Annotated in this window: 21 protein-coding genes; 12 read left to right on the forward strand and 9 right to left on the reverse strand. The window is 49.2% G+C overall.

All coding sequences use genetic code 11. The features are described 5' to 3' along the window. Positions 1-43 precede the first annotated feature (43 nt). Positions 44-1792 (reverse strand): Rqc2 family fibronectin-binding protein, encoded by a 1749-nt coding sequence (locus IXB50_RS17145; RefSeq protein ID WP_215610213.1) that lies wholly within the window; start codon positions 1790-1792, stop codon positions 44-46. A 284-nt stretch (positions 1793-2076) separates the two neighbouring features. Here IXB50_RS17145 and remA point away from each other — a divergent pair, with 284 nt between their 5' ends. After that, positions 2077-2340 (forward strand): extracellular matrix/biofilm regulator RemA, encoded by a 264-nt coding sequence (gene remA / locus IXB50_RS17150; RefSeq protein ID WP_215610214.1) that lies wholly within the window; start codon positions 2077-2079, stop codon positions 2338-2340. 105 nt (positions 2341-2445) lie between these two features. Further along, positions 2446-2880 carry a SufE family protein gene (locus tag IXB50_RS17155; protein ID WP_215610215.1) on the forward strand — a complete coding sequence of 145 codons (435 nt, stop codon included), beginning with the start codon at positions 2446-2448 and terminating at the stop codon, positions 2878-2880. Here the strand turns inward: IXB50_RS17155 and IXB50_RS17160 are convergent. Further along, a complete protein-coding gene (locus IXB50_RS17160) occupies positions 2877-3395 on the reverse strand; it encodes a MarR family winged helix-turn-helix transcriptional regulator (RefSeq protein ID WP_215610216.1) in 519 nt (172 codons plus the stop codon). The two genes, IXB50_RS17155 and IXB50_RS17160, sit on opposite strands and share 4 nt — an antisense overlap. 174 nt (positions 3396-3569) lie before the next feature. On the opposite strand from IXB50_RS17160, the gene IXB50_RS17165 reads away from it, so the two are divergent. Continuing rightward, the gene (locus tag IXB50_RS17165; RefSeq protein ID WP_215610217.1) at positions 3570-4304 is read left to right on the forward strand and encodes a sulfite exporter TauE/SafE family protein; all 735 of its coding nucleotides are present in this window, start codon (positions 3570-3572) and stop codon (positions 4302-4304) included. A gap of 29 nt (positions 4305-4333) precedes the next feature. Here the strand turns inward: IXB50_RS17165 and IXB50_RS17170 are convergent, their stop codons facing one another. After that, entirely contained in the window at positions 4334-5818 is a 1485-nt protein-coding gene (locus IXB50_RS17170) for a tetratricopeptide repeat protein (RefSeq protein WP_215610218.1), read from the reverse strand. Between the two features lie 129 nt (positions 5819-5947). On the opposite strand from IXB50_RS17170, the gene hemC reads away from it, so the two are divergent. Continuing rightward, the gene (hemC, locus tag IXB50_RS17175) at positions 5948-6904 is read left to right on the forward strand and encodes a hydroxymethylbilane synthase (protein ID WP_215610219.1); all 957 of its coding nucleotides are present in this window, start codon (positions 5948-5950) and stop codon (positions 6902-6904) included. A gap of 179 nt (positions 6905-7083) precedes the next feature. Then, on the forward strand, positions 7084-8517 hold the full coding sequence (gene glgA, locus IXB50_RS17180; protein ID WP_215610220.1) for a glycogen synthase GlgA: 1434 nt from the start codon (positions 7084-7086) through the stop codon (positions 8515-8517). A 66-nt stretch (positions 8518-8583) separates the two neighbouring features. Here the strand turns inward: glgA and IXB50_RS17185 are convergent, their stop codons facing one another. Further along, a complete protein-coding gene (locus tag IXB50_RS17185; protein WP_246564635.1) occupies positions 8584-9882 on the reverse strand; it encodes a Caspase domain-containing protein in 1299 nt (432 codons plus the stop codon). Between the two features lie 127 nt (positions 9883-10009). Between IXB50_RS17185 and IXB50_RS17190 the strand changes: the two genes are divergently transcribed. Then, a complete protein-coding gene (locus IXB50_RS17190) occupies positions 10010-11092 on the forward strand; it encodes a tetratricopeptide repeat protein (protein ID WP_215610221.1) in 1083 nt (360 codons plus the stop codon). Between the two features lie 53 nt (positions 11093-11145). Here the strand turns inward: IXB50_RS17190 and IXB50_RS17195 are convergent, their stop codons facing one another. After that, entirely contained in the window at positions 11146-12465 is a 1320-nt protein-coding gene (locus tag IXB50_RS17195; protein WP_215610222.1) for an aromatic ring-hydroxylating dioxygenase subunit alpha, read from the reverse strand. Positions 12466-12733: 268 nt separating this feature from the next. Beyond that, a complete protein-coding gene (locus IXB50_RS17200) occupies positions 12734-13924 on the reverse strand; it encodes a DUF4336 domain-containing protein (protein WP_215610223.1) in 1191 nt (396 codons plus the stop codon). A 198-nt stretch (positions 13925-14122) separates the two neighbouring features. Here IXB50_RS17200 and IXB50_RS17205 point away from each other — a divergent pair, with 198 nt between their 5' ends. Then, positions 14123-14674 (forward strand): Uma2 family endonuclease, encoded by a 552-nt coding sequence (locus tag IXB50_RS17205; protein ID WP_215610224.1) that lies wholly within the window; start codon positions 14123-14125, stop codon positions 14672-14674. Between the two features lie 26 nt (positions 14675-14700). On the opposite strand, the gene IXB50_RS17210 is transcribed toward IXB50_RS17205, so the two are convergent. Beyond that, a complete protein-coding gene (locus tag IXB50_RS17210) occupies positions 14701-15495 on the reverse strand; it encodes a DUF1838 family protein (protein ID WP_215610225.1) in 795 nt (264 codons plus the stop codon). 600 nt (positions 15496-16095) lie between these two features. Here IXB50_RS17210 and IXB50_RS17215 point away from each other — a divergent pair. From IXB50_RS17215 to IXB50_RS17225, 3 genes are all read left to right on the forward strand, one after another. Beyond that, positions 16096-16317, forward strand: a complete 222-nt coding sequence (locus tag IXB50_RS17215) for a DUF6737 family protein (protein ID WP_215610226.1) — start codon at positions 16096-16098, stop codon at positions 16315-16317. Continuing rightward, positions 16314-16691, forward strand: coding sequence for a DoxX family protein (locus IXB50_RS17220; RefSeq protein ID WP_215610227.1), 378 nt, complete (start codon positions 16314-16316; stop codon positions 16689-16691). Before IXB50_RS17215 ends, IXB50_RS17220 begins: the two co-directional genes overlap by 4 nt. Before the next feature lie 228 nt (positions 16692-16919). Continuing rightward, positions 16920-17729 (forward strand): formylglycine-generating enzyme family protein, encoded by an 810-nt coding sequence (locus tag IXB50_RS17225; protein ID WP_215610228.1) that lies wholly within the window; start codon positions 16920-16922, stop codon positions 17727-17729. A gap of 369 nt (positions 17730-18098) precedes the next feature. On the opposite strand, the gene IXB50_RS17230 is transcribed toward IXB50_RS17225, so the two are convergent. Beyond that, complete coding sequence (locus tag IXB50_RS17230) at positions 18099-19136, reverse strand: PDDEXK nuclease domain-containing protein (protein ID WP_215610229.1); 1038 nt, start codon at positions 19134-19136, stop codon at positions 18099-18101. A 311-nt stretch (positions 19137-19447) separates the two neighbouring features. Here IXB50_RS17230 and IXB50_RS17235 point away from each other — a divergent pair, with 311 nt between their 5' ends. Beyond that, on the forward strand, positions 19448-20683 hold the full coding sequence (locus tag IXB50_RS17235; RefSeq protein ID WP_215610230.1) for a BaiN/RdsA family NAD(P)/FAD-dependent oxidoreductase: 1236 nt from the start codon (positions 19448-19450) through the stop codon (positions 20681-20683). Between the two features lie 1146 nt (positions 20684-21829). Continuing rightward, a complete protein-coding gene (locus tag IXB50_RS17240; protein WP_215610231.1) occupies positions 21830-24763 on the forward strand; it encodes an SdrD B-like domain-containing protein in 2934 nt (977 codons plus the stop codon). Between the two features lie 95 nt (positions 24764-24858). On the opposite strand, the gene IXB50_RS17245 is transcribed toward IXB50_RS17240, so the two are convergent. Further along, positions 24859-26247 (reverse strand): hypothetical protein, encoded by a 1389-nt coding sequence (locus tag IXB50_RS17245; protein WP_215610232.1) that lies wholly within the window; start codon positions 26245-26247, stop codon positions 24859-24861. Positions 26248-26273: the final 26 nt, after the last annotated feature.

The raw sequence follows: 26273 nt of genomic DNA on the forward strand, positions 1-26273 counted from the left end.
AGCATGTTCTACCCAACCTGAACAGCTTGGGTTCTTTAGGTATCTACGTTCCTTGGGTATCTAAATAAGCTTTTGCTTTTTGCGGTTGTCCCCACAGCACCTGTTCATGTTTGTAAATCACCATGCCGGGTCGGGCTCCTTTAGGTTTGTACACATGCTTGGGTTGGGTATAAACCACAGGCACTTGTTCCGACTGCCGAGCCCGGCTAAACCAAGCCGCAATATTGGCGGCAAAGGCGAGATCCGCGTCACTAGGCTGAGCACCTGGCTCCAAACGTAGCAACACATGACTACCTGGAATTTCTTGAGTGTGCAGCCATAGATCATAATCATTTGCAGCTTTGAACGATAACACTTCATTTTGATTGTTATTGCGTCCGACCCATATCTCTATGCCACTCGGAGTACGACACTTATAAAAATTTGGCAGTCGATCAGAACGGTTACGACCGGGACGCTGATACGGATCGTTTAGGTATTCTTGCTGCACCAATTCATCTCGAATTTCTTCTAAAGCCACAAGATCCTCAGGATCGCGATAGTGCATCGTTTGGGTCAGGGCAGATTCCACCTGCTCCAGGTAATGTAGCTCTGTTTCTACGGCTTGGAGTAAAGGCATCACAGCATCACGGGTCCGCTTCAGTTTTTGATGACGTTTATAAAAAGCTTGGGCATTTTGAACCGCATTTTTTTCAGGATTCAAAGCCAACGTGACGGGCTCTCCTGACTCAAAGTCTTGGAGTTGAATCTTGGACATCCCTGGCTGCCATTCATGGAGATACGCCATCAGCAAATCAGCCTTGACTCGATAGCGATCAGCCTGATCAGAATCATCTAGACGCTGATGAAAATTGGCTGCTTTTTGGCGCAGTTTACTGGTCAGTGCTTTGGTTTTTTGGGTGAGCTGGTGGTGCAACTGAGCAAAGCTTTGCTGATTGAGTTGCGTCGTATAGTAACTATCCAATAATTGCTGGATTGAATCCATCGGCTTGGTTGCCCCAGCCCAGCCTAAGACCGTATACCCCTGCTCCATGAAAGCGGGTTGAAAATCATTGGTTTCCAAACATTGCAACCAACGCTGCCACTGAACATATAGTTGCTGCCAGTCATCGGTAACCAGGTAATCAGTCGTTTGATCAGGATCAAGGTCAGCTGCCCTGACCAACTGTTTCGCCAGGGCCGTACTCAGACCGCTATAGCTCTTGACCATCATTTTACTGAGCTTACCAGGCACCAAACTCACGCGTTCATACCAGTCGGCAAACGGCTCATCCAGGTGGGGCAGCGTACCAACAATGGCTGGAGGAGACTGGTATCGACCGCCCGTGCGAATAGTACGGATACTCGACTGTTGCTCATTGACCTGATGGGCCGCTGTCACAATTTCTTGCTGAGCATTCGTCAACAAAACATTGCTGTATTTCCCCATAATCTCCACATACAGATGCCATTCAGCCACTTCATCTGGACGACGGGCAAATTGCAAGTCAATGGCTCGCTCCCAAGGGGCCAGAAATTCGATCCTGGTCAGGGCCAGACCACTAAATTGATGTTTCAGCTGCTGACTAAAGGTAAAGGTTTCAGGTGCTTTTGGCGGAGCAGTCCCTACGTGAATACGCGCAGCTTGAGGATGCCAAGAAACTGTCAACCACCCTCGACGCTCGAATGTACGTAAACCCAGACATATTGTGTTACGATTGCGTTGCACTACCTGTTCACACCGAGCAGGCAACCATTGAGTGGTTAACTCATCGCATACGGCTCTAAGGGTTGTGATGTCAACCGGTTGCACTCTTTTTCCCCTGTGATCAGCAAATTTGCAGTTTTTCGAACAATTTAGCCTTTTTCTGTGGAGAACACTCAAAAAGAGGGAACTCTGACAATAAGTCAAACATGAGAAAAATAAGCCGTCTCAATCGTTAAGCGTTGTTTTTCTCATGTTTAACTCCCCTTTTTTTAGTTAACATTTCGGTACTGGCATTTAATCATTTGCGCAATCAGTAGGCTCTATTCCTACGCTTAATGCCAGTTGTGTTTTATTTAGATCTGTGCTTTAGGATAATCGTTTGCGAACTTATGGATATCAAGCTTATCAATATTGGTTTTGGAAATATCGTATCGGCAAATCGAGTCGTCGCCATTGTCAGTCCAGAATCTGCGCCAATTAAACGTTTAATTGGTGATGCCCGAGACACAGGACAGCTCGTTGATGCCACCTATGGCAGACGGACCAGGGCTGTAATCGTCACCGACTCGGACCATGTGATCCTATCGGCACTGCAGCCTGAAACTGTGGCCAATCGCTTTATGGTGAGCAAAGACACCAATGGTGATAACTAACTGAACTGAGGTATCCTCCTTCGTTTAGGGCATAGCGTCTTGATAGAGACTGGAGAGGTTTACACTAAAGACATTATCAATGCCAAGAAAGATTGCATTTGAAAAATGTCCGTTAACTCTGCTCGTCCTCCTGCCTTAGACAAAATTGTGAAACGCTTTCAACGGATCCAAGATCCACGGCGTCGTTACGAGCAACTATTGTGGTACGCCAAACGATTAGACGGGTTCCCTGAAGCTGCGAAAACGCCAGAGAACAAAGTCAAAGGCTGTGTCTCCCAGGTTTATATCATTGCCAGCTCAGATGATCAGGGCAATGTAAATTTTCAGGGTGACTCAGACGCGCAAATTACCAAAGGATTGGTAGCTCTACTGATTGAAGGCTTAAAAGGGCTACCTCCTAAAGATATCGCTCAACTAGAACCCGATTTTATTAAGGATACTCAGTTGGATGTCAGCCTCACACCATCTAGAGCGAACGGGTTTTACAACATTTTTAAGACTATGCAGCACAAAGCCTTGGCCTTAGTTATAGAAGATTAGGCATAAAAATCAGCAGCATACTCATCGCTGTAGAAATCGTCTGCCACTGCAACATCATCATTGCCATCTGCGTTGGGGGCGTTACCAATGCCCAATGAGGCTAGTAGCCCTGCATTCTCAGCAGTTGAGTCGAGAACAGTGACCTGTAGCTCTTGCCACACGGGAGCCGCTGTGGCCAACAGCTGCCGACCTTGAGACGTAGCTTTGAGAGACTGGCTCCGCTTATCTTTGCCAGGCCCAACGTCAATCCAGCCTCGCTTACACATTCGATCGACGGTACGACTGACTGTGGATTTTTCCATCCCAAGCATCTGACCCAACTGACCGGGAGGAATGGGACCACGACTGACGATAGTCGCCAAAATATTGAGCTGGTTAATAGTGAACCCTAATGGCCTCAATGCATCGTCATACAAACGGGTGACGATGCGATTAAGCTGTCGCAATCGCATCGCAATACAGTCATTGGTCATCTGACGCGCAATTTCTTTGGGAGTGCCATAGGGTGCCGTCATGGTGCGTTCAATGAATCACTAGTTGTATATTCAACCATTCGGACACAAAAATTGATTAAGTTCGCTACTTTATTAAGCGCGTTGCAATGAATTGATACAGTCATTAAGTGTGATTTACACCCAGTTATTTTTCTTAATGCTTGTTAATATACAAGTACGTAATTATGGCAGCCAATGGATATCCTTAACGCCAGCATGGCTGATAGTCTCTGGATCGGCTTAATTGTCGGTCTGGCTTCTTTAGTACAGAGTCTGACAGGGTTTGGATTTGCGTTAGTGGCAGTCTCACTCTTACCCGTATTTATGGAGCTGCAGCTGGCAGTGACCTTGGTCATTGCTGTGGGTTTGATCGGGAATGTGGTGCTCTGGTGGTATCACCGAGATAGCTTTGAATGGTCACGGATCGCCCATCTGGCAGCAGGAGCACTGGTCACGATTCCAGTCGGTGTCTTGGGATTGCGGTATGTGCCCGAGCATTTAGCGCTACAAGGGTTGGGGGTCTTAGTTTTGCTCTATGTAGTTTATTCATGGTTGCAGCTGTCGTTGCCCACTCTGACCGGACGACCTTGGGCCTATGCGTTTGGGGCAGCCTCAGGTGTACTCACCGGCGCGTTTAACATAGGGGGACCACCCATTGTCATATATGCCAACTGCAACGAGTGGAGCCCCGAACAATTTAAAGGCAACCTACCAGGTGTGTTTTGTGTGCTTTCATCGGTTGCGATCGCAACCCACCTGTGGCAAGGAGACTTTGATGCAAACCTGATGACCCAGGTCGGCTACGCCACACCATTTTTTATCGCTGGATTGGGCCTGGGCATCTGGTTATCCAAATATATTGATGCCACTATCTTTCGTCAGGTAGTTCTGGTGATCCTGGGCGTCATCGGTTTGAAGCTATTAGTTTAGCTCTGCCTGAATTTCATCCTCCCCAATAATTAGGGAGCAATATTCCCACCAGGATCAGGGGTGACATCAATGACTTCATCACTGATAATTTCCACTTCGGGCTGAGCATCAGGAGTGACCGGTTCTGGTTCCGTAGGCTCTAGGTCCGTGGGCTCCACATCCGTTGGGTCAATCTCCACAGGAGCCAAATCAAAAGGAGGATTATCCCTGAGTCCCTCTCGCAATGAGTCGCCCAGGGTAGGCTCTGGCTCTGGCTGAATGGCCGTTTCAGGGGGATTGTCCAAACTCAGTTTCGCCACCTCACCTCGGAAATAGGCCTCACGATATTTCAACGATTCTGAAAACGCCACCCCTGCCCGGAAAGCAACCAGAGCGTTGTCGGTATCGCCAATACTCAAGTAAAGCTGGCCTAATCGATCATAGGCGGCCAAAATGCCGTGCTGATTATAGGCTTGCTGCTCAGCCCGCACCAGCAGGTTGTACATAGTCAATGCTTCATTGGTGAGACCTTGCTCAGCATAGAGATCGCCTAAATCCTTGAGCACGGTACTGACATGACCATAGAGTTCTAGACGCTGGGCAGTCACATAGGCCAGGTTGTAATATTCAACCGCCTGGGGATAGACGCCTAGCGCTCGCAAATTGCGAGCCATATCAATTTCGAGGGGCGGTTCTCGATAATTTTGGCCCGTAGTCCGATAAAGCTGCAGCAGCTCAGTCTGCACTGGCAATGCCTGAGAGTACTGCTTGGCTTCCTGATAGCTGTAGATCAGGTCCGTGAGGTACTGCATATGTTCTAGCGTATTGCCCTCAGCCTTAGCATTCGCGGCTAGCTGGGTGTAGAGCTGCGCTGCATCGTCAAACTCAAACCACTGTAAGTAATGAGCTGCCAGGACAACCTCCCATGCCTGCTGAGCAATGGCATCAGTTGCCGTCATTTCAATCAGCTGCTGATAAATCTCAGTAGACGTGTCCCGCATCCGCAAGGTTTGGGCAATAGTCGCAATGGTTTCCACACGTTCGAGGCTAGCCGTTGCTTTTTCCGCCTCCCAAATCCGCTTGAGCCTGACCGCCATCAGACGGATTTCTTGCGATCGCTGAGAAGTCCATGCCTGTTGACCAATGCGATCTAACGCCTCTAACTCCGCTTCAAGACCAAACACCCGACGCAGCTGCACCTCCCTGATCCAAAGAGCAAAGGCATCATCCGGCTGCTCGGCCAAGAGTAACGCGCGGGCCTGAGCATCTAGCTGAAAAAGGGCGACCTCAAGGTCATATAACTCCAGCGGACTCAAAGGCCGATCCACAACCGCCGTAGGTAACAGAGGATCCCGTGGCTCCGCCTCTAATGGATTGGTCAGAAAAGCATCTAATAAAACTGGATCCAAACGCTGACCATAAGCGGGTAAAGATACCGGTACAGACAATAACGCCAGTGTGGCTAAACCACCGATCAGCCGCTTTCCAAGGACTCGAAACCAACGATAATTTCGTAAATCAAAATAAACACTCATTTACAGAACTTTGTACTCGCGCTGCTTTGCGACCGTGAGCGGTCACCTGTGCTGTAATCTTAAGGTCTTGTGTAAATCTTTTGTCAGCAGGCCTTTGCTGGCTGTCTAACCATAACAAATCTGTTAACTATGTCCCCAAATGTAGCAACCCGTACCATCCGGATTGGTTCTCGTAAAAGTCAGCTTGCCCTAGTGCAAACCCACTGGGTGCAGGGTGAGCTACAAAAACGCTTCCCTGAGATTAACTTTGAAGTTAAGACCATGGAAAGTAAAGGGGACAAAATTCTAGATGTCTCCCTGTCCAAAATTGGTGATAAGGGCCTCTTTACCCAAGAGCTAGAAGACGACATGCTCGCCGGTAGCATAGACTTTGCCGTGCATTCTCTCAAGGACCTACCGACACGCCTCCCCGAGGGTCTGATGCTAGGCTGCGTCACCGAACGGGAAGACCCAGCTGATGCCCTGGTTGTCCATGAAAAGCATGCAGGTAAAACCCTTGATCAGCTACCCGAGGGTGCCATTATTGGCACATCCTCCCTGCGTCGATTAGCACAGCTACGTCATCATTTCCCTTCGTTCCAGTTCAAAGATATCCGGGGTAACCTCAACACCCGCCTCCGCAAGCTAGACGAAGGTCAGTACGATGCCATCATTCTGGCAGTTGCTGGCTTGAAGCGGTTGGAGATGGGCGATCGAATTCAGCAAGTGGTACCGGCGGAGATTTCTCTCCATGCTGTGGGTCAAGGTGCCTTGGGCATTGAATGTCGCAGCGGTGATGAAGATATTTTAGCGGTCATTAAAACCCTGGAGCATGTTCCCACTGCCCAGCGTTGCTATGCAGAGCGAGCCTTTTTGCGTGAGCTAGAAGGCGGCTGCCAGGTACCCATTGGCGTCAATACTGTGATCGAAGGCGATAGCCTGAAACTAACTGGCATCGTCGCGAGTCTAGATGGACAAACACTCGTGAAAGACGAAATCTCTGGTCCGGTAGATACAGCTGATGCCATGGGAACGACTTTGGCAAAGCGGGCTAAAGACGCTGGTGCTCAGACAATTTTGGATGAGATTTCAGCCGAAAGCCGTTAATTTTTCCCTGATCTGTATTGGATCATGGGCCCATATTTTGCCGTAGGGGCATTGCATGCAATGCCCCTACGGCAAAATATGGGCCCCAACCGTAGGCTTAAGCACTATGCACGGATCCAATCCCCCTCTAGACTTGATCCCGTGGCATGTGGGTTTTTCAACGGGGCAACAGGAACGGGATGCGAATTTTATTTGTGGCAGCAGAGGCCTCACCCTTAGCAAAGGTAGGTGGTATGGGTGATGTGGTCGGCACATTACCCAAAGCATTGCGAGCCATGGGGCATGATGTGCGGGTATTGATGCCCTACTACGGCTTTATAGGAGACAAAATCGATATCCCCGAAGAGCCCGTCTGGTGGGGATATGCCATGTTCAATGCCTTTGCAGTGTACGAAACCACATTGCCAAAGTCAGACGTGCCCCTTTATCTATTTGGCCATCCTGCCTTTGATGGCAACGAAATCTACGGCACTGAAGATGAAGACTGGCGCTTTACCTTCTTCGCCAATGGTGCTGCTGAGTTTTGCTGGAACCACTGGAAACCCGATATCATTCACTGCCACGACTGGCATACGGGCATGCTACCTGTATGGATGCATCAGTCCCCCGAAATCTCCACAGTCTTTACTATTCATAATCTGGCTTATCAGGGTCCCTGGCGCTGGAAATTGGACAAAATTACCTGGTGTCCCTGGTATATGCAGGGCGATAGCACCATGGCAGCCGCTCTTCTCTACGCTGACCGGGTCAATGCCGTATCACCCACGTATGCCCAGCAGATCCAAACCAAGGAATATGGCGAAAAACTCGAAGGTCTCCTGTCCTATATCAGTGAAAAGCTGAGCGGCATCGTCAATGGCATTGACCTGGATGAGTTTAACCCCGCCACGGATCAACAAATCGAGCAAACCTACACCGCAGAAACCCTAGAAAAAAGAGCCATCAACAAAAGGGCCCTCCAAGAAGACATGGGTCTTGAAGTCAACGATGGTCGCTTTGTCATTGGTCTGGTTAGCCGTTTAGTAGAGCAAAAGGGTATCGATCTGATTTTGCAGACCATGGATCGTTTTTTGTCCTATACCGATGCCCAGTTGGTACTGCTTGGTTCAGGCAATCGCCATTATGAAACCCAGCTGTGGGAGCTATCCAATCGCTTTCCCGGTCGAGTCTCCGTATACCTGATGTACAGCAGCCAGCTCGCCCAAAAAATCTACGCAGGCTCTGATGCCTTCTTAATGCCATCCCGGTTTGAACCCTGTGGCATCAGTCAAATGATCGCCATGCGCTACGGCTGTGTACCCATTGTCCGTCGTACCGGTGGCCTGGTAGATACCGTCAGCCATCACGATCCAGTCAATGGCAAAGGCACAGGCTATTGCTTTGATCGCTATGAGCCCCTAGACCTGTTTACTTGCATGGTACGTGCCTGGGAAGGCTTCCAGTACAAACCCTTCTGGAAAGAATTACAAAAACGCGCCATGGCTGAAAACTTTAGCTGGGAAAATTCAGCGATTGAATATATCAAGCTCTACAGCGATGTAAAAGGATTACCCTATAAAAGTCAAATTCCAGTAGAACATGGTGGAACTTTGAAGCTCGCCTCCAAAACATGATTTCCCTAGGATCGCCTCAATATATTCAGAGTCATTACATCCTCGATCGGCAGATCGGCAGAGGATTTAATGACTCGCTCCATCAGGGTTAGAAAAACTGCCACTCTCACAGAGGGTCAGTTTTTCTAAAATAGCCTGAGTATTAGTATCAGCACCTTGCCGAATCTCCTGGATCACAGCAACATTAGTCAGCTCCATGCCCAAACGTATCCAATACGCTCCCCTCACCGACTCAAAATCCACAGGGGGCATTTGAGACGTATAGGATTTTTCCCAATCCAGGTTTAGCTTGTCACTCAGAGCACGGATAACATATTGTCGTTGGGGAGAAGCCTGAGCCATCCAAACAGTCATCGGTCGCGAGAAAACCTCAGCAACCTTCTCTTCTCCTGCTTGCTTTTGCAACCATACTTCTAAGGTAGAAACAGGCCAGTCAGTAGTCTCCTCATCGACTTTAGCAAAAGCATGGGCTTCAGCATAGGAGATTCTCCCATCCGCATCATAATCTGCAGAGGCAACAGTCTTACCAGTCCGATCAATCCCACTTAAACCAGCAAAAAAGCTAGAACTATAATCACGATAGTCCGCTTCATTCACAGCTGGAGTACAACCCACGGATGGACGTTCGGCAACCGTTGCAAAAAAACCACAACGAGTTTGCAACGCAACAGGATTGTCAGGATTGCCTTGTTCATAAATGAGATTGGCAAAAGAGCCTGAAAAGCATTGGGCCATCATGGTTACAAATGGCTGATCAGCAGGTAACTCATCTAGCCAACCCGCCAACTGCTGCACCGAAACAAACTTTTCCTCCCAAAGAATCATCGCATTATTATCAGGATTCTCATCGTTGTATGCGCCATGGCCCGTAAAATAGAAAAATGAAGGGCATGGAGAAGGGTTGTTTGCTAAATTCTCAAACCACTGTTGGGCATTAGCAACCGTGGCGGCTCCATCCAGGTTGTCAATTTCTGGCGGTTTGAATTGCTCTTGCCCAACAAAGTTGATGTAGCGCACCGTCGCCTCACCATCATTACCGTTAGCAAAGTACTGTCGCCCATTGCTGAAATCAATGCCAAGGGACGTTAGTGTGCGCTGAAAGTAACGGACATTTTTCTCAAGGGCAATTTCGTTGTAATAGGGCGCTCCACCACCGGCAAGGACCAAGAATTCTATAGGCTCTGACGCTGGCTGAGGTAGTGAGCTATCTCCGTTAGCAAGGCTTTTCCCATAACTCTGCTCTGCTAACGGTATTGAGCGACCAGTGACCTTAGAGGCTTGTTTACTCCAGCCTAGACCTAAACCAATGACAACCCCCATCAAGCTAGTCGTCAGTAACTGAGTTAGAAACGTTGGAGAGCGCATAGCAAAATTCGTTGATCCTTGCCCTATTTTAGGACGCAGTTTTGAGATTTTTGTGGGTATGCCTCTACTGGCTTCGATGATTACAATGGGGAGGATTTTGGCCTGTGGCCATTGCATCTGTCACCCTATGCATCAACTTGTCACCGCTGCCCTCAAGGCCCAGAACTATCGTCGTGCTACCGCACTGATCAAAAAGTGGCAAAAAACGGATCCTAAGGACCCCTGGATGTTGCTATCTATCGGACGATTACAAGAAGGCACGCTACAGTGGGATGCCGCTGAGAAAACTTACCTGACTTTCTTAAAACGGGTCAATAATCCGAAACTGATGGGACAAGCTCGTGCAGGCTTAAAGCGAGTGCAACAAGCACGGGAGAGCAGTCGTCAAGCAGCATTGGACGAGGCCAAGGCAGTTTTAGGGAGTGATGATCCGGGGGTGTTGGTAATCATGCCACCCGAAGATATGCAGCAGGCAGCCATGGATCTGGCAAAAATCCTGCGGATTGACCCCTATATGGCCAGGTTACAGCTACCCAAACGAGGGCTACGTCTGCAACGCACTGGCTCTATTGGAGAGATGCAATACTATGGTGAGGCCCTGCAAGCAGTGGGGATTCCTGCCATGTGGTCCACGATTGAGGCGCTCAAAACTGTCCAGGTCTTTCAAGTGAAGTCCTTTCAGGCAGTCGTCCCTCAGCCAATGGTGGTATGCCAGAGCCCCACAGGTCAGATGGGCTCGCTCCAGTTTGATTGGTCTGAGGTGACTCAAATCGTACAGGCCCAGCTACCATTATTTGAGCAGGTGAATGACAAAGGCCCTTGGGGGAAAATCAAGCGCAAAGAGCAAGTACTGGATTATGCTCAGGTGCTGGATCTGCATATTCATGGGCGCAAGATTATTTTGCGGGGCTGCGATCGCACCTACGAGTTTCGTAAAAGCGTGGCCCTGGTCCCCAACCAAACCAATCTGACCTCCACCCGCATTCGCTGGAACGGCCTGCGGCAAACGATCAATCGCGACACTAATTGCCCCACCCTGGAGGACTTTAGCAACTTTGGTCAGGGTGCTTTGGAGATGATACCGCTGTTACCGTATATGCCGATTTATATCGATCTCAATCGGCGCAAACCCAGCGATTGGGATACCGCCTTGCAGATTTATAGCACCTTGCTTTTCGCTAGAACCCCGGTTTCTAATGGGACACATTAATGCCAAAGAGAGTCAACTCTCAGAAACCGGGGTTCTAATGGAAAGCGCCCACTTCACAGAAACCGGGTTTCTAAAGCGCGGGCAGCTGAGATCGCGACCATGGCCAACAAGAAGCTGAGCACAAAGACCATATGAGTCGGCCCCTCGGTCACCAACGCTAACGCAATACTGGTCACCGCCCCAGCCCAGCCTGCTTGTCTAAGCAAAATCAGCTGTTCATAAGCCCCGCGACAGGCTTGACATGACTGGGTATGGCGCTCAAAGCGGGTGGAAAACCCCTGAGACTCTTGACTCACTGTAGTGGCCTTTACGGTAGCAAACCCTACATACCAGGGGAGATCCTGGCCAAAGCGATCCAACCAGCGACGATGTGCCATTACCAAGGTGTCGCAATGTTTAAGTGGGAAGTAAGCGGATTTTATCGATTGCCCTGACTCGTGGAAAAACCGATCCTGAGCCACAATAAATGCCAGATCCTCCTCCAAAATTTTATTTTGGCGCAAATGCTCTAGCCAGCGTGGCTTTAGCGTAAAGTTACGCTTAAAAAAGGTGCCATAACGTCGCATCAGAATCCGACTATGACCAGGAGCAACCGGTAAGGCATATAGACCCAGCCCCCCGATGACACCATAGGTCGGATTCGAAAAGTCATAGTGCACCAGCATCGGCGCATGAAACGTCAGCTTTATCCAAGGAGTCTGGGGCCGATCAGCACGGCGAAAACGGCCTTGGATCCCATCCACCGATGTGGCCAACACCTCCAGATCCAGAGGAGCTGCATCGTCCCGACTAATATTGAGCTCGGTACCACCATGGCTAATGTAAACGTGGGCAGGATCCAGCAGATTCTCTACCAGGAAAGTGTGGTCAAAGGGGAGATCAGTGGCAGTATCGACCTGAAAGACACCGTCTGTTTCTAAATCTGCGATCGCAGGCGGAGCCACCGGAGTCGGTGGCACGTCACCATCCGCCCAAACCCAAATGATGCCCTGCTGTTCTTGGACTGGAAATGACTGAGTATGAGCGCGATCAGGCACAGTAGCACCCTCTAGCAAGTGAGGAATATGGAGACAAGTGCCGTTGTCACCAAACTGCCACCCGTGATAGAGGCATTCCAGACGACCAGCGGTGACACGACCATCAGATAGTTTTGCTAACCGATGGGGACAGCGATCCACCAGGCACACGAGTTTGTCTTGGTGATCGCGAAAGATGACAAAGGGCTCAGCAAAGATGGAAAATCCATAGGGCTGATCGGCAGGTAAATCCACCGCAAAGGTGATGGGATACCAGCAGGTCCGCCAGTTGAGCTGAGGGTCGTCAGGCCGTTGTGCAGAAACAGACGGCTCGGGCTGTTGGGGAGATGCCACCATGGTAAAACCCATTTTTGAAAAAGGTTAAGTTTCAAGGATAAGGGATATCCAGCTAGAACCCCGGTTTTTCAGATTGCCGATAGGTAGGCATCGATCTCCTAGAACCCCGGTTTTTCAGATTGCCGATATTTAGGCAACAGGGATCTCACTAAAAACCGGGGTTCTGAGGCAACAGGGATCTCACTAAAAACCGGGGTTCTGAGGCAACAGGGATCTCACTAAAAACCGGGGTTCTGAGGCAACAGGGATCTCACTAAAAACCGGGGTTCTAGCCAGGAGGAGGCGTAATCCTAAAGTTTTCCAACTGGCGACTAATTTTATTCAGTAAGCTAAAGTCCGCTTCTGGCAACTCCCCCCCTCGGCCTGATCGATTCTCAGGAGCCAAAAAAGCAAAGGCTTTACGAAACGTTGCGCCATCTGTTCTGATCGGTGCATCTAAATGACAGGGAATCACAGACTCAAACGGCAGAGCCGCGACCTGATCGGCCCAGTTCAACACGGCTTGGCTACCCCGGTTAAAAATCAGTGACTGCAGCACTGGAGCCACTACCAAGCGACCATTGCTGCTCAGACGGTCAAAGGACTGCTGCCAGTTAGGTGCCCAATCAAACGGATACAGACCAAAGTAAGCCCGTTTGGACCGATCCGATGCCGTCTTCCGCTGCTGAAATACGCGCCCCCAACGCGGTTCTTTCAGGGAATCGGGACGAAAATAGAAAGCAAACAGGGCAATGCGTTGCCATCCCTTGCGACGATTTTCAGCCGTATCGGCTGGGGCATCATCAGCACTCTCTTTGGCATGAAAGAGCAAAGGATAGCTGTCTAACTGCACAATCGCTGGCGGCTCGGCAGGAATCGATACGACAGAATCAGTCACCAGCAATGTTTTGGAAGCACGATGCAGCAGGGCGACTTCTGAAAAGGGGCCAATACCTAAGTTGACTGGCTTCAGCATTCGATAGTCAAACTCGTCGCTAAAGGGAGCGTCTGCTGGATTCTCTGGCAACCAGTGGGTGCGACCCATGGGAAAGCCCAACCAGCTGAGGGGCAGATTGAGCGGGAAGCTCCACTGATAGCGGGCGGCATAGACCTGGGCGGCAGGAAATTTACGGGCAAAGGGGCCGACAAATACTTTATGCTCCAGGCCAGTGACCGTAGGTAGGATGATGTATTTGACCTCGCCGTGGAGAGCTTCTAGTTCATTGACCAGGCGAATGCATTCGGGGGTGGGAGCAATGGGGGCGTAGACAAGCAAACCACCCGCTGCCAGACGGATGACGGTCATGCGAATGGGCACGACGACGTATAAAATGCCCTGCATTTGGTCAAAGGTCCAAACCTGGTTGGTGATTACCTCCCGGCGTAAGGTACGTCGCTGTCCATAGGGGTACAGCGGTAACAGCGGCCACCATGGCCACGACCAATCGGCGGAACGCTCAACTGCCCGCGATTCAGACACACCCTAATCCTCCTGACTTAGCCCAAGCTTTAGTATTTTACGGCTCATCAGGGAATAGTTGGGGCAGATGAAGCAGCCTAAGATTTTTCCACAGTTGAGTGAGTCTTCTGGATAACGCTAACCTTCTGATGATCGCAAATTTGTCATACTAAAACTACCGATACGCTCAACCTTTTCAACGTTTGAGGCTCAGTGACTATGACCGTCACCACCTACCAATGGACCATTGACCGGTATCACCAAGCCATCCATGCTGGCGTATTCGACGACCAGCCCGTCGAACTACTACGCGGAGACATCATCATCATGCCGCCAGAGGGTGAACCCCACGCCTACTACAACAGCGAAGTCGGCGACTACCTCCGGGGGCTACTGGGCCATCGTGCCAAAGTTCGCGAAGCCCATCCCATCACTCTGAGCAACAATTCGGAACCTATCCCTGACTTAGCGATCGTAAAACCCTTAGGCACCGTCTATCTAGAGCACCATCCCTATCCCGACAATATCCACTGGTTGATCGAATTTTCTGACGCCACCCTAACCAAAGACCTGACAACAAAGAAAATCACCTACGCAGAAGCAGGCATCCAGGAATATTGGGTCGTCAGTCTAAAAAATAAACAACTCTACGTCTTCACAAATCCCCAGAACGGACAATACAACACTGAAGATCTGCTGCAAACTGGCACCGTATCCCCGATAGCCTTTCAGGATGTAGACATTCAGGTGCAGCGTTTGATGACCCCATAGCTTACTGTGCAAACCCGACCGTCCTATTATTCAGTCTCCCGAATCGGAAACGTCTCCCCTGACTGATACGCCTCAAAATACTGCTTGAAATAAGTCGTACTGGTAACGTTAGGTTCGTCAGTGGCATCTGGAGTGTGCTCATAGATAGGCACCCGTTGACGAATCACCTCTATCAGTTTTGGATTCAGATCTGCAAACCGATCCACCCGCTGAATCGTCGTTTCAAATCTGAGGCGAGCTGGATGCCCATAGCCCAGCTTCATCCAGGGGAGCCAGGGGCAATCCCTGGCCCATAGTGGTGTGGGTGCAGTCGCCCCAGGACGCGTCCCATAGGTCGTGAAATATTCTGTGCCCTGAAAAGTATCGCCAGGACAGTGATCGCGGTACTTAGGATCAGCGGCCAAAGGATGGGGATAGGTGAGGGGAATTTCTTGCACTTTTTTGAGATAGGGTTCACCCGCAGGAATTTGCGTCGTTTTTGGCGAAACGTCGCCCTGGACTACCCGGTTGGCAATAGGCACCACTGACACGGGGGGCTGATCGGGAAAAGGTTGCCAATGGGTGAGGACATCGCCAGTGGCTAAATCGCAGTAAAGACCTAATTCTCGGTTAATGCGATGGCCATACTCGCCCTTGGCACCGGAGCAGAGGAATACCTTGGTGGCATTCATGCCTGCGATCGCAAATACCCGCTCCAAAGGATCCTCTGGCGACAGCCGCCACCAGACCGTCCCCTCCCAACGGTAATAAAGCTGCTGGCCATGGTACTGCCGATAAAACCCTAAATTACTAACATCGTAGGCATTGGCTAAATCTGACATAGATAACGCACCTCAAGAAAAAAGCCATCCCCAAAACCACCAAAAAATGAGAAGGAACCCCCAAATCCACCCAAGGCTTACCGGGGATCAAGCGTGAAACGTATCAATTGCAACAGTTCGGACCTAATTCTAAAGAAAATAAGTAATTACACCTATTTGTCATCTTCTCATGGGATTCTTAAATCAAGTTGATAGTTCGACACGTTTCTAACACCTTCGAAACATTATGTGCATCGGAGTTTGAGTTAGACACGTGAGGTAACTTCTCAGGGCTACGTTGCGGTTCCTAGGCAGTTACTAGTGAACTCCTCAGGTTTTGCTGGTGTCTGTTGATGCTAGCAATTTCAGAACCGGAGCTGTCTGTTTTTTAATGGGCAGTTCCTGGGGTGGGTTAACAAGAAGCGGGCGAGACAGTTTTTACTGTTTCAACCGCTTTTTTTTTCGCTAATTGAAGCGAATTCAGACGATGGGATCTGGCCCTCCCATCAGCTATGTATCAGCACCTCACAAATTGATGCATGCCATGGAGCATCGACACCCACACATTGACAGCACGCTACCCTAGTTTGATGTGGTGTATTGAGTAACTTTTTTTCATCCATGGAACCATCCGAACAACCTCAGTCATTTTGGCAGCTCAAGCCTTGGTGGTGTCAGCCCTGGTCCATTGCTTTGACCGGCCTAGCAGTACCTACCGTTAGCTGGGTATGGCTACATCGCTGGTGGATCACTACACCAGCAGCATTTGTGATTTTGGTGTGGTGGTATCTATTTCTATACCTGGTCCCCAAAACGTACGAAACCACCGAGTCCGATCTATGAAGTATCTACCCCTCGCCGCCCGCATTTGCTTAGCCCTCATCTTTGTAAAAGCGGGCATTACTCACCTCATGGGATTCAGCGGATTTGCCGATATGCTTGGCCAACGACTTTTCCTCGGAGGTCTACTAGCAGCAGGCACGATCATTTTTCAACTAGCAGGTAGCCTCTCGCTACTGTTGGGTTACAAGGTTAAAATCGGCGCGATACTGCTAATCTTCTTCTTGATTCCAGCAACGCTGATGTTTCATAACTTTGTAGCCGACGGTGAACAGCTCAATGCCTTTCTAAAAAACGTGGGCCTGATTGGCGGGCTACTGATGGTGATTTACACCGGAGCAGGCGCAGTCAGCTTAGATGAAGCCTTAGAGAGTTAGGTTTAGATAAGATTCTGCCACTCCGGTAGCCAACCATAGGCTTCTTTTTAGGAAATCTGAATGGCTAACAGTTTGAAACAAATAAGTAGGGCGGGCTTGAAATAATCAACTACGTTTCCTTTTGTAAACTGAGCTAAAAGCCTTCTAAAGCATAGGATTCCACTGCATTTACATTTTGAAATATACGTGAGCTTTTCTACCCTTGCCTACTTAGCACAACCTTAGCTGATGATCCGTATCTTTTTGGCCCATGCCTCGAATGAACCATCTAAACCATCATCCCCAGAGGTGTCCTATCCGACTACAGAGGCAAGAATCCTAGACTTAGGCGACGGTATCACCCTTGAGCTGATGCATATTCCTGGTGGGACATTCCTCATGGGAGCCTCTAATACCGAAAAGGACAGCAAAGGCAATGAAAGACCACAACATAAAGTGACAATACCCCCGTTTTGGATCGGAAAATATCCGGTTACACAGGAGCAGTACCAAGCGGTTGCAGGCAATAATCCAAGTGACTTCAAAGGCAAAGATCAGCCAGTAGAGCGAGTATCCTGGCATGATGCGGTTGAGTTTTGCGAAACAATTTCCAAGCAATCTGGAATCACTGTTCGCTTACCCAGTGAAGCAGAATGGGAATATGCCTGTCGGGCTGGTACAACAACACGTTATTACTTTGGAGATGCCCTTACAGCGAAGCAGGCTAGCTTTGGGAGCAACCAATATGGAACAACTCCTGTAGGACTTTACCCGCCTAATGCTTATGGTCTCTACGATATGCATGGCAACGTTTTGGAATGGTGCCAGGACATTTGGCATGACAATTATGAGGGCACACCGACTGATGGTCGTGTTTGGATAACGAATAGGACTAATGAAGATGACGAATATCGAATTCTGCGTGGTGGATCGTGGCACTTCGATGCAGAGTATTGTCGCTCTGCCCGTCGTTTTGCTAATCGGCCTGCCACCCGATCCTATGGTTCTCTTGGTTTTCGAGTTGTGATTGCACTTTCAAGGTTTTCCAATCGCCTTTGAAGTTTGACCGAGATGTGCTTTTTCTCAGACTTAGCTGATGTGCCTGAGCTCATTTCCTGCACTCCAGAAACTGAGAACAATTATGAGCAGAGCCATCCGATAAATTCAGATCTTGCACTAATGTTGGAGACGAGCCTCAGCCCACGCTCGGTTCAAAACCGAGCGCTAATCGAGGGCTGTCGCTAAAGCGACAAGGTCGGCTGTGAAGCTCTATACATATAGCTTTTACCGATCTCTTAACCCCTATAGCGGGTTTTGATCCAGTTAGCCTTGTGACTTTGAGGCCAAGGCGGATTGACGCTTCTTCACTAGGTGCAAGATGTGAGATCAATGCATTGACTCAGCTTGCTATCAAAACCCCAAACACCCCTAATTAGTCTCAGGCAACTGAGCACTTTCCAACTGCTGCTCCAGTTCCTCTACCGTAGGTAATGTCCCCTGCAAATCCGCCGGTAGCTCCCGCCCTAACTGATGCGTCGCCACACCAATGGGCTTGTTCACATCCCGCAGAGAATACTCCGCCACCGTGGCATCATTGGACTTACATAAAATCATACCAATCGTCGGCTGATCATCTGCATGACGCAGCAATTCATCCACCGCTGACACAAAGAAGTTCATCTTGCCAGAAAATTCAGGTTCAAACTCGCCAAGCTTGAGATCGATCACCACAAAACACCGCAGCTTCAGGTGATAAAACAGCAAGTCAATGGCATACTCCTTGGTCCCCACCTGAATCGGATATTGGCTACCCACAAAGGCAAACCCCACCCCCAGCTCCAACAAAAAATCACGAATATGAGATAGCAAAGACTGCTCCAGGTCTCGCTCCTGGGCATCAGCTGCCAGAGTGAGAAAGTCGAAGTTATAGGGATCCTTAATCAGATTCTTGGCCAAATCTGACTGATCGGGCGGCAGCGTGCGCTCAAAATTCGTAATCGCGGCGCTTGTCTGTTTATGTAAACCTTGCTCAATTTGCATGAGCAAAACATTGCGGCTCCAGCCTTTCTCAATGGTTTGGCGAGCATACCAAAGTCGCTCGTCTGGATCCTTGAGCACATCTAACAGCCTGACATTATGCCCCCAGGGAATCTGCGACAGCACCTGCTGCACCAGCTGACCATCAGGATAAGCATCGGCAAAGGCACGCATATACTTTAGATTCCGAGCAGAAAACCCTGTCATATCAGGAAAATCACGCTTGAGATCCTTAGCCAAGCGATCAATCACCTTGGTACCCCACCCTTCTTGCTGCTGACGGTTGAGAATTTCGCGGCCAATCTGCCAGTAGAGCAGGATTAGCTCTTGATTCACCGCTAAGGCCGCCTTGACCTGAGCCGAGCGAATACGGTCCTTGAGAGACTGTAAAAATCGGCGGTAATTATCAGGGGATAGGGGGTGGGACATTGATGGGAAGCAGGCTTAGCGGCAATAGTGCTGATTTTGCCATGGACTCACATAAAAGTGTGGTCATATTTCGATATGATGAGAGACTGCGCAGCAACCCAAAGAAAATGGCTGCCCAAAACCCTACAAGTCTCAGACAGCCAAGGCAATCATCACTATCAAGTACCTTGACTTCTACGTCAGAAACCTTAGATACCTTCACATTAATTAATATACGGCAATAAAAGTACAAAATATAAATTTTCTTGTGAAAACAAGATATGTAGGTAGGTCATGGCCCACCATCTCTGGGAAGGTATCAGCAACGTAGCGTGGAAAAACAGCGAATAGTCGTCATTGGCGGTGGTGCAGCAGGTTTTTTTGGTGCGATCGCAGCCACTCATGCCAATCCCCAGACCACCGTCACCCTCTACGAAGCCGGTCCCGAATGTCTCGCCAAAGTGCGGATCTCCGGTGGCGGTCGCTGCAATGTCACCCACCACTGTTTTGATCCGGCCCAGCTGGTTCAAAACTATCCGCGTGGTGGTAAAGCCTTACGGGGAGCATTTTCTCGATTTCAGCCCCAGGACACCATCGCCTGGTACCGACAACGCGGCGTCAAGCTAAAAACCGAAGCCGATGGCCGCATGTTTCCTATCACCGATGATTCTGCCACTATCGTGGACTGCCTGATGCAGTCAGCTTTACAGGCAGGGGTGACGATCAAAACGAAAGCACCAGTCAAACAAGTCATAAAAACAAGGTCAGGCTTTGCAGTTGGCCTGCGAGAGGGTGACGTAAAGTGCGATCGCATCCTCCTCGCCACCGGCAGTAGTCCCCAGGGTCATCGCATTGCCAAAAGTCTTGGTCACACCATCGAACCACCGGTCCCCTCTCTCTTTACCTTCACCATTAAAGACAGTGATCTGCGCCAGCGCAGCGGCCTATCTATGGATCCGGTGGAGATCAAACTGAAACTGCCAGGGCACAAGAAACCCCTGACTCAAACTGGCCCAGTGCTAATTACCCACTGGGGTCTCAGTGGTCCTGCCGTTTTAAAGCTCTCCGCCTGGGGTGCTCGTGCGCTACACGACCAGGGTTACCAAGGCACCGTCCTCATCAACTGGTTACCGCAACTCAGTCAGGATAACGTCAGGGCTCAATTACAAACCGCAAGGAGTGAGGGGGGTAAACGTGCGATCTCAAACCACAATCCTACCCCCGCCCCAAAACGCCTGTGGACCTACTTTGTCCAACGAGCCCAGATTAAGTCGAATACACAGTGGACCACCCTCTCCAACAAAGCCATCAACAAACTCACCCAAGAACTCTGCCAGGGAGAATATGCTCTCCAGGGCAAAGGGGTTTTCAAAGACGAATTTGTCACCTGTGGTGGCATCCGTCTAAAAGAAGTTAACTTCAAAACCATGGAAAGTCGTCTATGCTCTAACCTCTTCTTTGCCGGAGAGATTCTCGACATCGACGGCATCACGGGTGGTTTTAATTTTCAAAGCGCCTGGACAACCGGGTGGCTAGCAGGACAAGGAATAAAAGACTCTTTGACATAAAGAGTCAACGATAAGAGAAAATTCAAAAACAAATCAAAATCTTGATCGTATAGGAATGAGGATTCAATTAGGTTCTATCTTTTGATGTACAGGTTGCCATGGCAACCTCTTCAGACATAATTTTTGGATCTTATAAAATCCTTATCCCATAGAGACAAGATTTGAGCACCCCATCGATGCATCCCCATGCTTTCCTCCAATTGATCCACCCTTCAAAAAAGAGGAATTCACATCGAATCAGCTCCACCCCAAAACCAGCCCTAAGGCTCAAGCCACAATTAACGCCAATCCTTATTCCCTAAAAAGCATCGACATTATCATCCATGCAATCACTTCAGCCACAAACCCTATAGACCCTAAGCGATTTAAACTGGCAGTGCCCAGCAAATAATTGCCTAACAGGAAATCCATAGTCCCTTCAAAAAAGATTCATAGAGAAGCAAGCACTTTCTTAAGAAATACCTATCCAGAAACATACATTCTCAAGGCCTTGCCTCCTTAGAAAAATCATCAGGCTGAACACAAAGAAGCCTGAATTCCTTACATATAAAACCTTTCAAGCTTTATCGACAATATTTTTAGTATCAAGAAAAAACATACTACGGAACTTACTTAGTCCATAACAAATTTAATTGTTATGCTCACAAAAACTAAATCGTGATTTGCATCACATTTAAGAAATTCGACCGAGACAACAGTTATATTGAGCATATCGCCACCGGATATTCACCAGTGTCGGCAACATGTCTAAACGCGAAGAGGTTATGCAATACAACTGCTTTTTTCAACTGTTATTGGAGTATCCAGACATACGATACTCAGCGAGCGCTATCATTGCCCTCCCAGGAAGCTTCGCTTGAAAAGCTAAATGCATCACCATCTCACTGCACAAACTTAATCTCGGCATCTAAACAAGCTTGTCAACAACTTCTGTTGTTTTGACAACACTCTCAACACTTACCACACGCCATCAGACCTAACAATCATACCCTTGAACTTACAAGGGCGGCTTGATTGATCTGTCCAAACATAGGCAGCCATAGAGCGACAACGTCTTAAGCAAAGACTGTTGCAACATGCTGCTGCCACAAGGCGTATGGTCGAGTGATTTTTCATCCATGTCAACACACTTTTAAAGGAATCAACATGACTATTCAAGCCCTCAGTGCTTCTTTACCCGATCGCATCACCATCAAAACAGTCAACTTCTTCCATAATCAGTTCGACGATCCAACCGATACAAGAACCTTTGACCTGATATTAGAAGATGGCGGTGCCCTCAACGGTACCTATGATGGCTTTTGCATTGATGCGGATCGCGGTCTCGACATTTCATACGATGAGAACTATGACGGTGTGATTGACCCGAGTGAATACACCAGTCGTAGCTACTCTGCACAGGTTTATTCCAGCTATGAAACCCTACCGGATGAGGTAGACATTGAACAGCCTGACAACATGGACCTGGTTAACTGGGTGCTCAACCAGGACTTCACTAACCAAGCATCTGCCAATGGTAGTGGCAACTATACTTGGGCCGACATCCAAAAGGCCATGTGGGCATTGCTAGATGATGAAAGTTCTTCTGCCTATGTTGGCCCCGAAGGCGATCATTGGCAGCAAGCACGCATCAATGAAATTGTGGCAGCAGCTCAGGCAAATGGGGAAGGATTTGTCCCTGACTATGGTCAAAAAATGGCCATCATTCTTGTTCCTGAAGACAATGGTGATTTGATTCCTGATGCTCAGGTGGTCATTGCTGCCGTAGAACTGGCCAAACTCGGTGATAAAGTCTTCTTTGATGCAGATAACGACGGCATCCAAGATGCGGGCGAGCAAGGTGTGGCTAATGTCACAGTTAACTTGTTGGCTGATCTCGATGGCGATGGCACTATTGAAAATGATGAAATCGTTGAGACTAAGCAAACTGATGCCAACGGGAACTACGACTTTACCGTAGTAGCGGGGGATTATAAGGTACAGTTTGAAGCGCCTGAAGGTCAGGAATTTACGGCTGCCAATGCAGGAAATGACGCCCTAGACTCTGATGCCGATACAACCACTGGGATTACGGATGTTATTTCCCTCACACCCGGTGAATATGATGCCACTATTGACGCAGGCCTTGTAGCATTACCCAGTGCTAGTCTGGGCGATCGCGTCTGGTATGACACCGACGGAGACGGTATCCAAGACGATAATGAGCAAGGCGTCGAAGGTGTTAAAGTCACACTCACGGGCGGTGGTGCTGATGGTGTGATCGGCAACGCTGATGATACGAACGTCTCAACCACTACTGACCTCAACGGCTTCTATCTATTTGATAACCTCAATGCTGGCGAAGAGTATAAGGTAACCTTCTCTCATCTGCCTAATGGTTATGAGTTCACCAAAGCTAATGCTGCTCAGATTACTGGAGAAGAAGTCATCTTTGACACCAGTTTTGAAAGTGCCGCGAAGAATACAGCATTTGTTAGCGGTTCTCTTGAAGGCTGGCAATCCACTGATGGCTATATTGAAATCCATAGCACTAGTAACTCTGCAGATGGCCACAACCACATCGAACTGAATGATGATGCCATCGATTACTACAACGATGCTCGCAACATCTATCGCGACATTGACACTGAAGCAGGTAAGCAATATACCCTCACCTTCCAGTATGCAGCTCGCCCTGGTTTCAGTGCAGATGTGAATTCGATGGAAGTTCGCCTGGATGGTGACACATTGTTAGCGGTTGCAGAAGATGGGGCTGGCAGCAATGGCTATAACTGGAAGAACTACACCGTCACCTTTGAAGGCGATGGCAGTACTAAGCAACTTGAGTTTCTTTCCACTGGTACAGCTCTAGCCTATGGCCGTGGTGCCCGCTTAGATGACATTAAGTTAGTGGCATCCATGGGCAGCAACGATGACACTATCGATTCTGATGCTGACCCCACCAACGGCATGACTCACATCGTCACCCTAGCCGCTGGTGAGCACAACTCTACCCTAGATGCAGGAATTGTTGCTCAACCGGTTACAACGGGCGAGATTCTTGGTGCTGAATGCATTAAGGAAGGCAATACAGGCTCCTATCAGATCAAGCTCGATGGCATCGTGACTCAAGATACTTACGTTACCATCAACATCGACAACGGCACTGCGAAACAGGCCGATGGGTATCAGTTAGAAACAATTAAGAGCCTGTCAAATCCTTATACTCACAATGTGCAATGGGGTGAAAAGGGCCAGCTGTACACGGCTAATACCTATGACCGCTATTACGCAGCGCATTACTGGAACGGCACCCACTGGTTCTCCGGGGACCTGAACCAACTACCTGTTGGTGCCCATAACCTTACAGATGACTTCGAAGTAGCTGGTGCCCAAGGCGATAAACTTGTTGTCAAGGTTGCAGCCGGGAGCGATACTTCCGAGTCCTTCGACATTTCTGCATTGAAGGAAATCCAGCTCGGTAAAATGTTCTCTGGGCAGACCTCCACTGAAGGCACTGAGAGCTTCAGCCTCAATATTGAGAAGATTGGCGATCAAGAGGTCTACACAGGAGAGAAACAGATCTATATCAAAGATAACTATGCTGTCTATTCACCCATCTCGTTTGATTTGAATGGTGATGGCATTCAGACCGTCAGCATTGATCAGGGTGTGATGTTTGACATGCTCAACACTGGCACCGCCGTGAACACTGGCTGGCTCTCCGGTGAAGATGGCTTCCTAGCTATTGATAACAATGGCGATGGCTTAATCTCTTCCCGTGCCGAGCTATTTGGTGGTGGCGTTGGTGAAGGCTTTGCTAAGCTGGAGTCCTTTGATAGCAATGGTGATGGCCTGGTGAATGAGTCCGACGACATGTTTGCCGACCTGCGTCTATGGCAAGACAGCAACGAAAACGGTGTGACTGACAGTGGTGAGCTAGTGAGTTTGACTACTGCAGGCATCACTGACCTCGTGACCGACTACGTTGATGTGTTTAGCACGGATGCGGCTGGTAACGTCCACGGTGAGCATAGTTCTGCGAAACGTAATGGTAGCACTATCGATATGGTGGATGTGTACTTCCAGGTAGCTGTATAACAACCCCTGGCCCCTCACCTCTTCTAACTTCTGGGAGGTGGGGGCTACTGGTCCACAGCTCAAAATTCAGAACTAGCAATTCAAAATTCTCTCCCTCAAATCTCTCCTTCCCAGGTCAAGGTCTGTTCCGCCACATTACTGCCAAAAGAACGAATAATCGTTAACTCCACCTGAGCCCTGGTCCCACCACTCAACAATTGAGAGCGGATTGGCAATCGTCCGAGAGCCAGGGTAAATCGATTGTGATCTTGTTGTACTAGATTTTCAGGCACTGGCCCCTCAAATTCGAGATCATAGCGACGACGACGACCATCATCACCTGAGGTGCTATAGCGCACTTCAAACCGAGTCTCTAATACATCCGATCGCTGGGCCAAGTCAACCACATTGAATTCAAACGTACGACTACGACCATCAACCCGCCCTACAGCCAGCTGAGTCACTTCCTCCACAGGAACAATGCCATCCACGCGATAGGTGGTCAGGGTTTCTTGTTCTAGCGTTTCGCCCAAAAGCCAGTAGGACTCAGGAAAATCGATACTGACTTGACCATCAGGCTGTAACTCCAGGTCAACTGCTTCCGTAAAGCTCTGGGAGGGCTGAGGGGCCTGCCAATCTAGGGCAAATTGTCGTTCAATATGACCAGTATAAACTTGATAGGTATTGGCAATGGTCGAGCCGGGGGCTAATAAGGTTTTGGCACCGCTGCGAGTATCCCAAAGATTTCGTGACAGATTCACAGTCAGATTTGCCAAGCTGGCTACAGAATGAGACTGGCGAGGCGATTCTTGAGGTAATGGGTCTACCTGGTTGATCAAAACAAGCTGACCAAGGCTGCCAACATCACCATCTCGACCATTACGACCATCGGCACCATCATCACCGTCGTCACATTCATACTCTTTTAGTTGACAAGTACCGTCCTTACAGACTTCAACGGTCCAACGCTCATCGGCACAATCACAGCCATCGGTACCATCCCCACCACGTCCACCACGTCCACCACGTCCACCATCGGCTGTCACTAAAACTTGCCTAAGCTCACTGGGGTTGGTGTAATGCACCGTCAGATTGCCGCCATGACCACCGCGTCCACCATTGCCACCATCACCGCCATCACCGCCATCCGCCGCTTGCAAGTCCTGGCGTTCATCACGGGGCTGGCGTCGACAACGCACCCATTCACCGTCTTCTCCATAACCACCATCTTCTCCATCGGTACCGGATAGATCTAGATGGACTGGATCGCCGGTCACCCAAATCGTCTGACTAGTTCCATCTCGGCCATCGCGCCCCGTTCTACCATCGCGACCATCGCGACCATCCTGGCCAAACTGCCGACTCGCCAGCGCCGTTGAACCACAAATATCAATGGCCGCTATCGAGACCCAACTCGTCAGGGTCAGGGTACTAACCGTCAGTGCACTGAGACTTAAACGCACAAAATATGGAAAACCCAAGGGAAAACCGGAAAACACAGTCATAGGAACACCACACAAATCACACCAAG

It is taken from the genome of Leptothoe spongobia TAU-MAC 1115, assembly GCF_018739885.1.
GTDB lineage: Bacteria > Cyanobacteriota > Cyanobacteriia > Phormidesmidales > Phormidesmidaceae > Leptothoe > Leptothoe spongobia.

Excerpts from the sequence above, each read along its gene's own strand:
- IXB50_RS17245 (WP_215610232.1), bottom strand. The coding sequence starts at position 26,247 with ATGACTGTGTTTTCCGGTTTTCCCTTGGGTTTTCCATATTTTGTGCGT.
- hemC (WP_215610219.1), top strand. The coding sequence starts at position 5,948 with ATGTCCCCAAATGTAGCAACCCGTACCATCCGGATTGGTTCTCGTAAA.
- IXB50_RS17240 (WP_215610231.1), top strand. The coding sequence starts at position 21,830 with ATGACTATTCAAGCCCTCAGTGCTTCTTTACCCGATCGCATCACCATC.
- IXB50_RS17215 (WP_215610226.1), top strand. The coding sequence starts at position 16,096 with ATGGAACCATCCGAACAACCTCAGTCATTTTGGCAGCTCAAGCCTTGG.
- IXB50_RS17195 (WP_215610222.1), bottom strand. The coding sequence starts at position 12,465 with ATGGTGGCATCTCCCCAACAGCCCGAGCCGTCTGTTTCTGCACAACGG.
- remA (WP_215610214.1), top strand. The coding sequence starts at position 2,077 with ATGGATATCAAGCTTATCAATATTGGTTTTGGAAATATCGTATCGGCA.
- IXB50_RS17170 (WP_215610218.1), bottom strand. The coding sequence starts at position 5,818 with ATGAGTGTTTATTTTGATTTACGAAATTATCGTTGGTTTCGAGTCCTT.
- IXB50_RS17225 (WP_215610228.1), top strand. The coding sequence starts at position 16,920 with ATGATCCGTATCTTTTTGGCCCATGCCTCGAATGAACCATCTAAACCA.
- IXB50_RS17190 (WP_215610221.1), top strand. The coding sequence starts at position 10,010 with ATGCATCAACTTGTCACCGCTGCCCTCAAGGCCCAGAACTATCGTCGT.
- IXB50_RS17160 (WP_215610216.1), bottom strand. The coding sequence starts at position 3,395 with ATGACGGCACCCTATGGCACTCCCAAAGAAATTGCGCGTCAGATGACC.
- IXB50_RS17220 (WP_215610227.1), top strand. The coding sequence starts at position 16,314 with ATGAAGTATCTACCCCTCGCCGCCCGCATTTGCTTAGCCCTCATCTTT.
- IXB50_RS17185 (WP_246564635.1), bottom strand. The coding sequence starts at position 9,882 with ATGCGCTCTCCAACGTTTCTAACTCAGTTACTGACGACTAGCTTGATG.
- IXB50_RS17210 (WP_215610225.1), bottom strand. The coding sequence starts at position 15,495 with ATGTCAGATTTAGCCAATGCCTACGATGTTAGTAATTTAGGGTTTTAT.
- IXB50_RS17165 (WP_215610217.1), top strand. The coding sequence starts at position 3,570 with ATGGATATCCTTAACGCCAGCATGGCTGATAGTCTCTGGATCGGCTTA.
- glgA (WP_215610220.1), top strand. The coding sequence starts at position 7,084 with ATGCGAATTTTATTTGTGGCAGCAGAGGCCTCACCCTTAGCAAAGGTA.
- IXB50_RS17205 (WP_215610224.1), top strand. The coding sequence starts at position 14,123 with ATGACCGTCACCACCTACCAATGGACCATTGACCGGTATCACCAAGCC.
- IXB50_RS17230 (WP_215610229.1), bottom strand. The coding sequence starts at position 19,136 with ATGTCCCACCCCCTATCCCCTGATAATTACCGCCGATTTTTACAGTCT.
- IXB50_RS17155 (WP_215610215.1), top strand. The coding sequence starts at position 2,446 with ATGTCCGTTAACTCTGCTCGTCCTCCTGCCTTAGACAAAATTGTGAAA.